The organism is Variovorax beijingensis (genome assembly GCF_003951285.1).
GTDB classification, from domain to species: Bacteria; Pseudomonadota; Gammaproteobacteria; order Burkholderiales; family Burkholderiaceae_C; genus Variovorax; species Variovorax beijingensis.
Genome location: NZ_RXFQ01000013.1, coordinates 154,114 through 168,126, shown reverse-complemented (window position 1 = coordinate 168,126; position 14,013 = coordinate 154,114). Strand labels below are relative to the sequence as shown.

At 67.7% G+C, this 14,013-nt stretch carries 13 protein-coding genes; all 13 read left to right on the top strand.

The window, feature by feature from the left end:
- Positions 1-177 precede the first annotated feature (177 nt).
- The 13 genes from EJO66_RS22110 to EJO66_RS22050 all read left to right on the top strand — a co-directional run bounded on the left by EJO66_RS22110 (position 178) and on the right by EJO66_RS22050 (position 13,992).
- Complete coding sequence (locus tag EJO66_RS22110; RefSeq protein WP_125966112.1) at positions 178-2,973, top strand: nitrate reductase; 2,796 nt, start codon at positions 178-180, stop codon at positions 2,971-2,973.
- Positions 2,974-3,020: 47 nt separating this feature from the next.
- Positions 3,021-3,926 (top strand): DNA-binding protein YbiB, encoded by a 906-nt coding sequence (gene ybiB / locus EJO66_RS22105; RefSeq protein WP_125966111.1) that lies wholly within the window; start codon positions 3,021-3,023, stop codon positions 3,924-3,926.
- Positions 3,923-4,729: a uroporphyrinogen-III C-methyltransferase gene (gene cobA / locus EJO66_RS22100; protein WP_125966110.1), complete on the top strand. Its 807-nt coding sequence runs from the start codon at positions 3,923-3,925 to the stop codon at positions 4,727-4,729. The genes ybiB and cobA overlap by 4 nt, the downstream gene beginning before the upstream one ends.
- Before the next feature lie 129 nt (positions 4,730-4,858).
- On the top strand, positions 4,859-5,977 hold the full coding sequence (locus tag EJO66_RS22095) for an ABC transporter ATP-binding protein (RefSeq protein WP_124961793.1): 1,119 nt from the start codon (positions 4,859-4,861) through the stop codon (positions 5,975-5,977).
- Positions 5,978-6,059: 82 nt separating this feature from the next.
- On the top strand, positions 6,060-7,328 hold the full coding sequence (locus tag EJO66_RS22090) for an ABC transporter substrate-binding protein (RefSeq protein ID WP_124961792.1): 1,269 nt from the start codon (positions 6,060-6,062) through the stop codon (positions 7,326-7,328).
- A gap of 124 nt (positions 7,329-7,452) precedes the next feature.
- The gene (locus EJO66_RS22085) at positions 7,453-8,370 is read left to right on the top strand and encodes an ABC transporter permease (protein WP_125966109.1); all 918 of its coding nucleotides are present in this window, start codon (positions 7,453-7,455) and stop codon (positions 8,368-8,370) included.
- Positions 8,371-8,478: 108 nt separating this feature from the next.
- Complete coding sequence (locus EJO66_RS22080; protein ID WP_124961790.1) at positions 8,479-9,369, top strand: ABC transporter permease; 891 nt, start codon at positions 8,479-8,481, stop codon at positions 9,367-9,369.
- A 110-nt stretch (positions 9,370-9,479) separates the two neighbouring features.
- Positions 9,480-10,604 (top strand): sterol desaturase family protein, encoded by a 1,125-nt coding sequence (locus EJO66_RS22075; RefSeq protein WP_125966108.1) that lies wholly within the window; start codon positions 9,480-9,482, stop codon positions 10,602-10,604.
- On the top strand, positions 10,601-11,386 hold the full coding sequence (locus EJO66_RS22070) for a YaeF family permuted papain-like enzyme (RefSeq protein WP_124961788.1): 786 nt from the start codon (positions 10,601-10,603) through the stop codon (positions 11,384-11,386). Before EJO66_RS22075 ends, EJO66_RS22070 begins: the two co-directional genes overlap by 4 nt.
- Positions 11,387-11,391: 5 nt before the next feature.
- Positions 11,392-12,633: a BaiN/RdsA family NAD(P)/FAD-dependent oxidoreductase gene (locus EJO66_RS22065; protein WP_125966107.1), complete on the top strand. Its 1,242-nt coding sequence runs from the start codon at positions 11,392-11,394 to the stop codon at positions 12,631-12,633.
- Between the two features lie 110 nt (positions 12,634-12,743).
- Positions 12,744-12,956: a 30S ribosomal protein S21 gene (gene rpsU / locus EJO66_RS22060; protein WP_007833691.1), complete on the top strand. Its 213-nt coding sequence runs from the start codon at positions 12,744-12,746 to the stop codon at positions 12,954-12,956.
- A gap of 110 nt (positions 12,957-13,066) precedes the next feature.
- On the top strand, positions 13,067-13,516 hold the full coding sequence (locus EJO66_RS22055; RefSeq protein WP_125966106.1) for a GatB/YqeY domain-containing protein: 450 nt from the start codon (positions 13,067-13,069) through the stop codon (positions 13,514-13,516).
- Positions 13,516-13,992: an NUDIX domain-containing protein gene (locus EJO66_RS22050; RefSeq protein WP_125966105.1), complete on the top strand. Its 477-nt coding sequence runs from the start codon at positions 13,516-13,518 to the stop codon at positions 13,990-13,992. The genes EJO66_RS22055 and EJO66_RS22050 overlap by 1 nt, the downstream gene beginning before the upstream one ends.
- The last annotated feature ends 21 nt before the right edge of the window (positions 13,993-14,013 follow it).

Below are 14,013 nucleotides of genomic sequence, written 5' to 3'. Positions count from 1 at the left end.
GGTGAAGCTCGAGGATGGCCAGGTCATGATGAACGTGGTCGAGCTGAAGACGCATGCGCTCGACCTGGCACCGCCGCGCGCCGGCCCCGGCGCCGCCACGGCCGGCAAGCTGGGCGACGAGACCTTCGACGTGCAGGCGCCGCACAGCAGCTAGACGCGAAACAGAGGCATCGATCCATGGCTGAGACTCGCTCCACCTGCCCCTATTGCGGCGTCGGCTGCGGCGTCGTCATCGAATCCGATGGCGCCCAGATCACCGGCGTGCGCGGCGACCCCGACCACCCCGCGAATTTCGGGCGCCTGTGCACCAAGGGCTCGACGCTGCATCTCACGGCGACGGCCACGGTCACGCGCCAGACCCGGCTGCTGCAGCCGATGCGGCGCGCCGGGCGCGGCGCCGCGCCCGAAGCCATCGGCTGGAACGGCGCGCTCGACATGGCGGTCGACAAGTTCGCCCAGGTCATCGGCGACCACGGCCCCGACGCCGTGGGCTTCTATGTCTCGGGCCAGTTGCTCACCGAGGACTACTACGTCTTCAACAAGCTTGCCAAGGGCCTGATCGGCACCAACAACATCGACACCAACTCGCGCCTGTGCATGAGCAGCGCGGTGGCCGGCTACAAGCAGACGCTGGGCGCCGACGCGCCGCCCGCCTGCTACGACGATCTCAAGCATGCGCAATGCCTTTTCATCGTGGGCAGCAATGCCGCGTGGGCGCATCCGATCCTGTTCCGCCGCATCGAGGATGCGAAGGCCGCGAACCCGGGGCTGAAGATCATCGTGGCCGATCCGCGCCGCACCGACACGGTCGAGATCGCCGACCTGTTCCTGCCGATCCAGCCCGGCACGGACGTCATGCTGTTCAACGGCATGCTGCACCTGATGCTGTGGGAAGGCTGGACCGACAACGGCTACATCGCGGCCCACACCAGCGGCTTCGATGCACTGAAGGCCACGGTGCGCGAATGCACGCCCGACAAGGTGGCGCAGATCTGCGGCATCTCGAAAGAAGACCTGCTCGCCGCGGCGCGCCTGTTCGCGACCTCGCCCGCGACGCTGAGCCTCTACTGCCAGGGCCTCAACCAGTCGTCGAGCGGCACCGCGAAGAACGCGGCGCTGATCAACCTGCACCTTGCCACCGGCCAGATCGGCAAGCCCGGCGCCGGCCCGTTCTCGCTCACGGGCCAGCCCAACGCCATGGGCGGGCGCGAAGTGGGCGGCCTGGCCAACCTGCTGAGCGCACACCGCGACCTGGCCAATCCCGCGCACCGGGCCGAAGTGGCGGCGCTGTGGAATGTGCCCTCGGTGCCCGAAAAACCCGGCAAGACCGCGGTCGAGATGTTCCAGGCCGCGGCCGATGGCGAGATCCGTGCGCTGTGGATCGCCTGCACCAACCCCGCCCAGTCGATGCCCGACCAGGCCACGGTGCGCCGCGCCCTCGAGCGCGCCGAATTCGTCGTGGTGCAGGAAGCCTTTTCGACCACCGCCACCTGCGCCTTCGCCGACCTGCTGCTGCCTGCCACCACCTGGGGCGAAAAGGAAGGCACCGTGACCAACAGCGAGCGCCGCATCTCGCGCGTGCGGCCGGCGGTGGCGGCGCCCGGCGAGGCGCGCCACGATTGGTCGATTGCCGTGGACTTCGCGCAGCGGCTCGAACAGCGGCTCGGCCGCACTCCCACGCTGTTTCCCTACGACAGCGCCGAACGGGTGTGGAACGAGCACCGCGAATCCACGCGCGGGCGCGACCTCGACATCACCGGCATGAGCTACGCGATGCTCGACAGCGCGGGGCCGCAGCAATGGCCGCTGAAGGAAGGCGAGGCCACCGGCCGCGCACGCCTCTACGAAGACGGCATCTTCCCCACGCCGGACGGCCGCGCACGCTTCGTCGACACCGTCTACAAGCCGGTGGCCGAGGCGCGCGAGGCGCGCTATCCGTTCTCGCTCAACACGGGGCGCCTGCGCGACCAGTGGCACGGCATGAGCCGCACCGGCACCGTCGGCCGCCTGTTCGGCCACGTGGCCGAGCCGCTGGTGCAGATGAATGCGCAGGACATGGCGCGCCGCCAGCTGAAGGATGGCGACCTCGTGCACCTGACCTCCAGGCGCGGCTCGATCCTGCTGCCTGTGCAGGCCAGCGCCGAGATCGGCCTGAGCCAGGCCTTCGTCGCCATGCACTGGGGCGAGGAATACCTGAGCGGCTGCTCGTCGACCGGCACGCCGCTGGCCGGCATCAATGCGCTGACCACCTCGGCCTACTGCCCCACCTCGAAGCAGCCCGAACTCAAGCACACGCCGGTCAAGATCCTCAAGGCCGAGCTGCCGTGGTCGCTCCTGGCCATGGCCTGGCTGCCGCCCGAGGCCGCGCTGGCCGCGCACCAGGCGCTCAAGCCGATGATGGCGATGTTTCCGTTTGCCACCTGCGTGCCGTTCTCGGGCAACACGCCGGGCGAGGAACGCAGCGGCATCCTGTTCCGCGCCGCCGCGCACGATGCGCCGGCCGACGAAACCATCGACCGCATCGAAGGCCTGCTCGGCCTGCGCGGCAGCGATGCCCTGCGCTACGCCGACCGCCGGCGCGGCCAGCGCCGCGTGGCGCGGCTGGTGCGGCGCGCCGACGGCAACGCCGGCCTCGAAGCCTTCCTGCTGGGCGGCGACACCAGCGCGGAGGCGTGGATCGGCACCCTGCTGCGCGAGGAGATTCCGGCGCAGAGCTACGGCCGGCTGCTGCTGTCGCCGGGCGCGCACGCGCCGGTGGCGGTGCAGTCCCGCGGACATCCGGTCTGCACCTGCTTCAACGTGACCGACCTGGCAATCCAGGCCGAACTGGGCCGCTGCACCGGCACGCCCGACGAACGCCTGGCCGCGCTGCAGGGTGCGCTCAAATGCGGCACCAACTGCGGCTCCTGCCTGCCCGAGCTCAAGCGCATGGTGCGCGCAACGCCCGCCGAGACCGTGGCCGAGGGTGCATAAGCCGACTTGCATTCCGGCATAAGCATTGCGGGACAATCGGCGCACCCATGGGAATCAGCCAATACATCAAGGAAATCGGCCGCGGCGCGCGAGGCGCCAAGCCGCTCACGCGCGAACAGGCCGCCGACCTGTTCGGCCAGGTGCTGGACGGCACCGTCACCGACCTGGAGATCGGCGGCTTTTGCCTTGCCATGCGCATCAAGGGCGAAACGCCCGAGGAGATGGCCGGTTTCCTCGATGCCACGCATGCGCGGCTCAACCACCTGCCCGCCGCCGACCGCCCGCTCGTCGTGCTGCCGAGCTACAACGGCGCGCGCCGGCTGCCGGTGCTCACGCCGCTGCTGGCGCTGCTGCTGGCCCGCGAGGGCCTGCCGGTGCTGGTGCACGGCAGCGCCACCGAAACCTCGCGCGTGCTGGCGTCGAACGTGCTGGAGGCGCTGGACGTGCCCGCGCTGCCGGCCATCCGCAAGGTTCCTTCCGGCGAAGTGGGCTTTGCGCCGACCGAGCTGCTCAATCCCGCGCTCAAGCGGCTGCTCGACGTGCGCCGCGTGGTGGGCCTGCGCAACCCTGGCCACAGCGTGGTCAAGCTGATGCAGCCGACCATCGGTCCCTGCGTGATCGTGGCAAGCTACACGCATCCGGAATACGCGCGCACCATGGGCGAAACCTTCGAGCTCATGGGCATGACCGCCCTGCTCTCGCGCGGCCTGGAGGGCGAGGTCGTTTCAGACCCGCGCCGCACCGCGCAGATCGACGGCTTCGTGCGCGGCGTGCGCAGCGAACTGCAGGCCCAGGAAAGCGGCACGGCGAGCGAAGTGCCGGGCCTGCCGAAGGAGATCGATGTCGCGACCACGGCCGAGTACACGCGACGTGTGCTGAATGGCGAGCTTCCCGTGCCGGAGGCCATCGCAACGCAGGTGAGGCACATCACGCAACTGGCATCCCACGCATGAACAACGCCACTTCTTCATCCACCGCCGGAAGCTGCACGCTGGTGGGCGCCGGCCCCGGCGACCCCGAGCTGCTCACCCTCAAGGCCGTCAAGGCGATCCAGGCCGCCACGGTTCTGCTGGTGGACGACCTTGTGAGCGAGAGCATCCTGGCCTCGTATGCGCGGCCCGATGCGCGCATCGTGCACGTGGGCAAGCGCGGCGGCTGCAAGAGCACGCCGCAGGCCTTCATCGAGCGGCTCATGATCACCGCGGTGCGCGAAGGCGAAACCGTGGTCCGGCTCAAGGGCGGCGACCCGTTCATCTTCGGCCGCGGCGGCGAAGAGGTCGAGCACCTGCGCGAGGCCGGCATCGAATGCACGGTGGTCAACGGCATCACGGCCGGCCTCGCCGCCGTCACCTCGCTGGGCGTGCCGCTGACCCACCGCGACCATGCGCAGGGCGTGGTGTTCGTCACCGGCCATGCCAAGACCGGCGCCGGCGCGGCCGAAGACCCGACCGACTGGCGCGCGCTGGCCGCCACCGCGCACAGCGCGCGGCTCACGCTCGTGATCTACATGGGCGTGGCGGGCGCCGGCCACATCGAACGCGAACTGCTGCACGGCCTGCCCGGCGACACGCCCGTGGCCGTGGTGCAGCACGCGAGCCTGCCGCACCAGCGCCACGTTGCGACCACGCTCGACAGGCTGCAGGCCGGCATTGCCGAAGCCGGCATCGCGAGCCCCGCGGTGATCGTGGTGGGCGACGTGCTGCGCGGACTCGCCGCGGCGGCGCTGCCGGCCGACGCGAACCGCTTCGGCACCTAGGCTTCCGGGTTTCGCGGCGAGGGCCGCCGGGCATTGCCGCTCGAGGCCTTGAGCCACCAACGTGGCATGGAGCGTGCTTAACGCCAGCATGCTCGCCTTCCGATCATTTCCCGCACGCCGGGCCCCTCGATGAGCGCCGCCGCCATCGCGCCCCCGCCCGCCGCCGTCGAGGTCGTCGCGCTCAGCAAGCGCTATGCCGCGGGCACGCCCGCCGCCGTCGACCAGATCGACCTGCGCATCGCGAGCGGCAGCTACTGCTGCCTGCTGGGCCCGTCGGGCTGCGGCAAGAGCACCACGCTGCGCATGATCGCGGGCCACGAGTCGGTCACGAGCGGCGACATCCTGCTGGACAACCGCAACATCACCAACCTGCCCGCGGCCGCGCGCGGCACCGCGATGATGTTCCAGAGCTTCGCGCTGTTCCCGCATCTTTCGGCGCTGGACAACGTGGCCTTCAGCCTCAAGATGAAGGGCGTCGGCAAGGCCGAGCGCCAGAAGCGCGCACGCGACCTGCTCGAGCGCGTGGCGATGGGCCACTTGGCCGAGCGCAAGCCCGGCGAGCTCTCCGGCGGCCAGCAGCAGCGCGTGGCGCTCGCGCGCGCACTCATCACCGAGCCGCGCGTGCTGCTGCTCGACGAGCCGCTGTCGGCGCTCGATCCGTTCCTGCGTATCCAGATGCGCGCCGAGCTGCGGCGCTGGCAGAAGGAACTGGGGCTGACCTTCGTGCACGTCACGCACTCGCAGGAAGAAGCGATGGCATTGGCCGACACCATGGTGGTCATGAACCATGGCGTGATCGAGCAGGTCGGCTCGCCGCACCAGGTCTACAACCATCCGGCGAGCGAGTTCGTGGCGCGCTTCATGGGCGGGCACAACGTGTTCGACACGCCCGCCGGCCCGATCGCCGTGCGCAACGACCACATGCGGATCGCCCGTGGCGATGCGGACGGCGGCCTGGCCGCCACGGTCACCGACGTCGAATACCAGGGCACCTACGTGCTGCTCGGCCTCGCGCTGCAGGACGCCGCGCCCGGCCGCGGCAGCGTCTCGGTGCTGCTGGGCGAAGCCGCCTTTCTTGCGAGCCCCCATGCGCCGGGCGATGTGGTGCGCCTGTCCTGGGCCGAGGCCGATGCGCGCGTGCTCGGCCCCGGTGCCGAGCCGCCCGCCGAGCGCGTGCCGGTGCCGGCCATCGACGGCAGCAGCCTCGCGCGCGACGACCTGGCCGCGCTCGCGAGCATGCCGCTGTAGGCGTGCGGCCGCTCATGCATTGCCTGCAGTTCCGTTTGCCTTTCACTTTCCTTCCCCTGCTTTTTTCCACGGAGACTCTTCCATGACCGACCCCATCGACTCGTCCGCCGGCCTCCAGCGTCGCACCCTGCTGCAAGGCACCGCCGGCATCCTGGCCACGGGCATCGCGCCCTTCGTGCATGCGCAGGAAAAGATCGTGCTGCGCTACCTGGGCACGGCGGTGAACCAGGACAAGGCCATCGCCGAGAAGTTCAAGGCCGACACCGGCATCGAGATCCAGTACGTGGCCGTGACCACCGACGACGTGACCAAGCGCGCCGTGACCGCGCCCAACAGCTTCGACCTGATCGACACCGAGTTCTTCTCGCTCAAGAAGATCGTGCCCACCGGCAACCTGAAGGGCATCGACACGAAGAAGATCAAGAACGCCGACAAGATCACCACGCTCTTCACCAAGGGCGAAGTCGGCGGCAAGGCCGTGGGCGACCAGGGCACCGCCCCCAAGAAAGTGATTTATCTCGAAGGCGAGAAGTCGAAGAAGTTCGCGACCTCGCCCACGCAGTTCATGTCGTTGATTCCCACCGTCTACAACGCTGACACGCTGGGCATCCGTCCCGACCTGATCAAGCGCCCCATCAGCTCCTGGGCCGAGTTGCTGAACCCCGAGTTCAAGGGCAAGGCCGCGATCCTGAACATTCCGTCGATCGGCATCATGGACGCCGCGATGGTGGTGGAGGCCAAGGGCATCCACAAGTACAAGGACAAGGGCAACATGACCAAGGCCGAGATCGACCTGACGATCAAGACCCTGATCGAAGCCAAGAAGGCCGGCCAGTTCCGTGCGCTGTGGAAGGACTTCAACGAGTCGGTCAACCTGATGGCTTCGGGCGAAGTGGTGATCCAGTCGATGTGGTCGCCGGCCGTCACCGCCGTGCGCACCAAGGGCATCGCCTGCAATTTCCAGCCGCTCAAGGAAGGCTACCGCGCCTGGGCCGCGGGCTTCGGCCTGCCGGCCACGCTCTCGGGCAAGAAGCTCGACGGCGCCTACGAATTCATCAACTGGTTCCTCGACGGCTGGGCCGGCGCCTACCTGAACCGCCAGGGCTACTACAGCGCCGTGCTCGACACCGCCAAGGCCAAGATGGAAGCCTACGAATGGGCCTACTGGATGGAAGGCAAGCCCGCCTCGCAGGACATCAAGAGCCCGAACGGCGACCTGCTGGCCAAGGCCGGCGCGGTGCGCGACGGCGGCAGCTACGAGCAGCGCATGGGCGGCATCGCCTGCTGGAATGCGGTGATGGACGAGAACGAGTACATGGTTCGCAAGTGGAACGAGTTCGTCGCGGCCTGAACATGGCCCACCCCCGTCCCTCGCTCACTTCGTGTAGCTCGACTCCCCCCTCAAGGGGGCGCCACCAGCGGCCCGGCAAAGCCGGTTCCGCGGTGGCTCCCGCAAAGGCTTCGCTTCACTTGCCATGAGTTCGCCAGTCGCCAGCGCCCACCCCGCCTCCATGCCTGCCCACGCCGTCAAGGCGTGGTGGCAGGCCGCGCCATTCGCGCTGGTATTCCTGCTGTTCTTTTTGATCCCGCTGGCGCTGGTCGCGATGGTCAGCCTGTGGAACTTCAACGAGTACGAGCTGATCCCGGCGGTGACGCTGCGCAACTACCTGAGCCTGTTCGAGGGCTGCTCGCAGCTCACCGACAACGGCGACCTGTGCGTCACGCTCAACACCTACCTGAGCACCTTCAAGTTCTGCCTGCTGGTGTGGGGCATCACGCTGCTGGTCGGCTTTTCGGTGGCCTACTTTCTCGCGTTCCACGTGCGATCGTCAGGCATGCAGACGGCGCTGTTCGTGCTGTGCACCGTGCCCTTCTGGACCTCCAACGTGATCCGCATGATCTCGTGGGTGCCGCTCCTGGGCCGAAACGGACTGGTCAACCAGATGCTGACCGGGCTCGGCCTGGTCGATCAGCCGGTCGAGTGGCTGCTGTTCTCCAATTTCTCGGTGGTGCTCGCCTTCGTGCACCTCTACACAATGTTCATGATCGTGCCGATCTTCAACAGCATGATGCGCATCGACCGCTCGCTGCTCGAAGCCGCCAGCGACGCGGGCGCCTCGGGCTGGCAGACGCTCTGGAACGTGGTGGTGCCGCTGTCGCGCACCGGCATCCTGATCGGCTCGATCTTCGTCATCACCATCGTGATGGGCGACTTCGTCACCATCGGCGTGATGGGCGGGCAGCAGATCGCATCGATCGGCAAGATCATCCAGGTGCAGACCTCGTACCTGCAGTTTCCGCTGGCCGCAGCCAACGCGGTGATCCTGCTGGCGGTGGTGCTGATGATCATCTGGGGGCTGACGCGGCTGGTCGATATTCGCAAGGAGCTTTAGGGTGAACCTGGGCTCTTCTGTTCGATTCGGGCTTCGTCGTTCGGCAGTACACCTGCAGCGTGCCCTGTGCAGCACCCTGAACAACAGCGCCCTGAAGGAAAAACATAAATGAGCCAACGCACCGGAGAACAACGCGCCCCCGGCTTCTGGCCCCTTGCGATCGTGTTCGCCCTCTTCGTGCTGTTCCTCTACGGCCCGATGATCACGATCTTCATCCTGAGCTTCCAGGGCCCCGAAGGCGGCCTGACCTTCCCTTTGCGCGGCGTCTCGCTGCACTGGTTCCACAAGCTGGCCGAGGGCCTGGGCACCGTCGACATCGGCGCGGCCTTCCGGCGTTCGCTGGCGCTGGGCGCGGTGGTCATGGGCTTCACCGTGGTGCTGTCGGTGCTGGCCGGGCTCGCGTTCCGCAAGAAGCTCGCGGGCAGCAACGCCCTGTTCTTCGTGACCGTAGCGAGCCTCATCATGCCGTCGATCATCATTTCGCTCGGCATCGGCCTGCAGTTCCGGCTGCTCGACACCGGCATCAAGAGCGTGCTCACGGCGGTGGACGCCACCACGCTGCTCGAAGGCTACGGCACCGCGCTCGGCCTGTTCAGTTCCGCGCTCGGCGCGCACCTGACCTGGACCCTGCCCTTCGGCCTGCTCATCATGTTCGCCGTGTTCAACCGCTTCAACCCGGCCTACGAGGAAGCCGCGCGCGATCTCGGCGCCACGCCGTGGCAGACCTTCCGCTTCGTGGTGCTGCCGCTGATCGGCCCGTCGATCGTGGGCATCGGCATGTTCGGATTCACGCTGTCGTGGGACGAGATCGCCCGCACTTCGCAGGCCATCGGCGACGTCAACACGCTGCCGCTCGAGCTGCAGGGCCTGACCTCGACCGTCACGACGCCGTCGATCTATGCGCTGGGCACGGTGACCACTGTCGTTTCGCTGCTGGTGATGGCCGCGGCGCTGGGGACGGCAGCGCTGCTGCGCCGGCGTGCCGTGCGGCCGCGCTGAACACTGGAGACCGGCGGCCGCGTCTAGACCTTTTGGCGGACGTGGGCGTTTTCCTACAGCCGCCTAAAATCGCGCTCCAACAAAAGCGCAAGCGAGAGAGAGAGGCGGACATGCTCGACAAACTGAACGACTTCACGGGGAGCCACGGCCAGCTGCAGCCCGGCCGCGGCCTCGTCACCGGAACCATCGCCCTGAGCCTGGGCATCCTGTGCTTCCTTGGCGTGCTGGCTTTCCACTTTCCGCAGTACCTCACGACGCCCGAGCTGCGCAAGAGCTACAACGTCGACGTGATGCGCTTCATCCTGCTGGCGGCCATGGTGGTCTCGGGCGGCCTGGCGCTGGTGAACATCATCTTCAACCGCTCGCGCTGGCTCTCTTCGGCCGCCTTCCTGCTGGTGGCCGCGGCCGCGCTGCTGGGCGGGCACAAGGTGCCGGTGAACGACTTTGCCGACAACACGCCCTACATCGGCCTGGACTGGTTCATCCTGGACCTGCTGGGCTCCTCGCTGATCTTCATCTTCATCGAGAAGCTGTTCGCACTGCGCAAGGACCAGCCAGTGTTCCGCGCCGAATGGCAGACCGACTTCCACCACTTCGTGGTCAACCACATGATCGTGGGCTTCGTCCTGCTTGCCACCAACCTGATGGTGCACAAGTTCTTCGGCTGGGCCGCCAACGACGGCGTGCGCGGTTGGGTGGGCAACCTGCCGTTCTGGGCCGGGCTGCTGCTGATCATCCTGGTGGCCGACCTGGTGCAGTACTGGACCCACCGCGCCTACCACGAGGTGCCGGTGCTGTGGCGACTGCACGCCGTGCACCACAGCGTGAAGAGCATGGACTGGATGGCCGGCTCGCGCCAGCACATCCTCGAGCTGCTGATCACGCGCACGCTGGTGCTGGCGCCCATCTACGTGCTGGGCTTCTCCAAGGAAGTGATCGACGCGTACATCGTGGTGGTGGGCTTCCAGGCGGTGTTCAACCACTGCAACGTGAGCGTGCGGCTCGGGCCGCTGCGCTACATCGTCGTCACGCCCAACTTCCATCACTGGCATCACAGCCAGGACATGGAGGCGCTCGACAAGAACTATTCGGCGCACTACGCCTTTCTCGACTATCTCTTCGGCACCGCGGTCAAGAGCACCAAGCTCTGGCCCGAGAAGTACGGCGTGCTCGGCGACTACGTGCCCAACGGCTTCTTCAAGCAGTTGAAGTTTCCTTTCGTCTGGAAGGGATGATGCGGCGCCATCTCCGCGCGGCGGCGCTCGCCGCTTGTGCATCGCTGCTGCTGTCGGCCTGCGCCACCCGCGTCGACCTGCCGTCCAAGGACGCGGGGCTGCGCCTGCGCGTGCAGAGCTCGGTCATCGCGCCCGGCAACGGCGGCGAGCTCATTGCCGCCGATGCGCTGCAGCCCGGCGACATCCTGCTGACCTCCATCGCCACGGTCAATTCCTTCGGCATCCGGCTGGGCACCTTCTCGCCCGTGAGCCACGCCGTGCTCTACCTGGGCGACGGCCTGATCGCCGAGGCGGTAGGCAGCGGCGTGCGCGCGCGCCCGCTGGCCGACGTGGTGGACGAAGAGCAGATGGTCGTGGCCTTTCGCGTGCCCGGGCTCGATGACTCGGGGGCCCGGAAACTGCGCGCCTGGGCCAACTCGCAGGTGGGCATCCGCTACAACACCACCGGCGTGCTGCTGAATGCGCCTTTCGTGCTGAACCGGCGCCTGTGCGAGCTGCCGCTCATTCCCTCCGCCGTCAGCCACTACTGCATCAGCGGCATGGCCATGGTGCAGCTGGGCGCGAGCCGCGACGACCAGTTCTTCTGCTCGCAGTTCGTGCTCGAGGCCTACCGGCGGGCCGGCCTGCCGATCACCGACGCCGACCCGCGCTGGGTCAGCCCGGCCGACCTGCTGCACATGCGCGAGGGCGACGTGCCCTCGATTGCCGCCACGCAGCCGCTGCGCTACGTCGGCCACCTCAAATACAACCCGCCGCCGCTGCTTGCCGCGGACGGCCCCTGACCGCCTTGAGCAATTCTTCTTCGGTTCATTTTTTCGACGCCGTCGTGGTCGGCGCCGGTGCCGCGGGCCTGTTCTGCGCGGCATTGGCCGGCCAGCGCGGGCTCAAGGTGCTGCTGGTCGACCACAGCGAAAAGATCGCGGAAAAAATCCGCATCTCGGGCGGCGGACGCGCCAACTTCACCAACCGCGACCTTGACGTGCGCGCCCCGCAGCGCCACTTCATCGGCGACAACCCGAATTTCTGCCGCTCGGCGCTGTCACGCTATGCGCCGCAGCAGTTCATCGACCTGGTGCACAAGCACGGCATTGCATATCACGAAAAGCACAAGGGCCAGCTGTTCTGCGACGGCTCCTCGCAGCAGATCATCGACATGCTGCTGGCGGAGTGCGAGGCCGGCAGCGTCACGCGCTGGCAGCCGTGCAAGCTCGGAAAAATCGTGTTCTCGGCCGCCGGCGATGGTGCGGCGGGCGCAGGCAGCTACCGGATCGATAGCACCAGGGGCCCCGTCGAGACGCCCAGGCTGGTGATCGCCACCGGCGGCCTCTCGATTCCGCAGATCGGCGCCAGCGACTTCGGCTACCGCCTAGCCGAACAGTTCGGCCTGCGCGTCGTCGCGCCGCGACCGGCCCTGGTGCCGCTGACCTTCGGCGGCGAAGCCTGGGCGCCGTATGCCGAACTGGCCGGGCTGGCGCTGCCGGTGCGCATCGAGACCGGCGCCAAGAAAGAAAAGATGGCCTTCCTCGAAGACCTGCTGTTCACCCACCGCGGCCTGTCGGGCCCGGCCGTGCTGCAGATTTCGAGCTACTGGAAGCCCGGCAGCCCGCTCACGCTCGACTTCGCGCCCGGCGTGGACGTGGCCGAGGCCCTGGGCGAAGCCAAGCTGCGTTCGAAGAAGCGCATCGCCAACGAGCTGGCCGCGCTCGTGCCCTCCCGGCTGGCGGATGCCTGGGTCGGACAGGATCCGGCCCTGCAGCGGCCCGTCAACGAGGCCGCCGACAAGGCCCTGGCGGCCCTGGCGGAGCGCATTGCCCGCTGGCAGATCACCCCCAGCGGCACCGAGGGCTACAAAAAGGCCGAAGTCACGGCCGGCGGCGTCGACACCCGGGACCTGTCCTCCCAGACCATGGAATCGAAGCAGCCGGGCCTGTATTTCATCGGCGAAGTGGTCGATGTGACGGGTTGGCTGGGCGGATACAACTTCCAATGGGCCTGGGCGAGTGCACATGCGTGCGCAACCGCGCTATAATCGCGGGCTAACTTTGGCCTTCCCTCAACGGCCGCAAAAATTTTTCAGTTGAGGAACCCCGGCTTGGGGCCTCGATCTCCCCAGGCCAAATTCAGTTCAACGATTCATCAATGACCACCATCCGCGTTAAAGAAAACGAGCCTTTCGACGTCGCCCTGCGCCGCTTCAAGCGCACCATCGAAAAGCTCGGCCTGCTGACCGACCTGCGTGCCCGCGAGTTCTACGAAAAGCCGACCGCCGAGCGCAAGCGCAAGAAGGCAGCCGCCGTCAAGCGCCACTACAAGCGCGTGCGCAGCATGCAGCTGCCCAAGAAGCTGTACTAAGCAACACCCCGGGCCCGGCCGTCGACGAAAGTCACCGCCAGCGTTCCGTTGCTCCAGCCGCGCCAGGGAAACCTGCCGCGGCTTTTGTTTTTTCCGAAAGGTTGTGCCCAATGACACTCAAAGAACAGATCACCGAAGACATGAAGACCGCGATGCGCGCCAAGGACTCGGAGCGCCTGGGCACCATCCGCCTGCTGCTGGCCGCGCTGAAGCAGAAGGAAGTCGACGAGCGCGTGGAGCTCGACGACGCCATGGTCGTTGCCATCGTCGACAAGATGGTCAAGCAGCGCAAGGACTCGATCGCCGCGTTCACCACCGGCGGCCGCGCCGACCTGGCCGACAAGGAATCGGCCGAGATCAAGGTGCTCGAGGTCTACCTGCCGCAGCGCATGAGCGCCGACGAAGTGGCCGCGGAAGTGAAAACCATCGTGGCCGAACTGGGCGCCAAGGGGCCCGGCGACATGGGCAAGGTGATGGGCGCGGTCAAGACCCGCCTCGCGGGCAAGGCCGACATGGGCCAAGTGAGCGCCGCCGTCAAGGCCGCCCTCGCGAACGCCTGATGAACGACAGCAGCAGCCGCGGCCGTGCCGGCCCGATCCTGAAGGCCTGCGCCTGCCTGGTCGACGCCAGGGGCCGGCTGCTGGTGTTCCGCCACCCCGGCGACGGCAACATGCAGCTGCCCAAGGGCACCATCGAGCCCGGCGAATCGCCCGAGGTGGCGGTGCGCCGCGAGCTGCTGGAGGAATCGGGTATCGACCATGTCGGCGAACTGCAGCCGCTCGGCACCCTGCAGCGCGACTGCGAAGCCGGCATCGAGGGCAATACGCTGCGCCACCCCCAGCTGTGGCACCTGTTCCTGATGCGCGCCGATGGCCCGCTGCCCGAAACCTTCGACCATGTGGCCATGGGCAGCCCCGAGGAAGACGGTCTGGTGTTCTCTTTCAGCTGGCTGGCGGCCGGCGACGACACCGGCAGCTTCACCCTGCCCTACCAGCAGGCCATCGAGCGCGTTCGCGCGGCCTTGCCCGCAGCGTAGGGCTTGTCGGGTTCTTCGGGT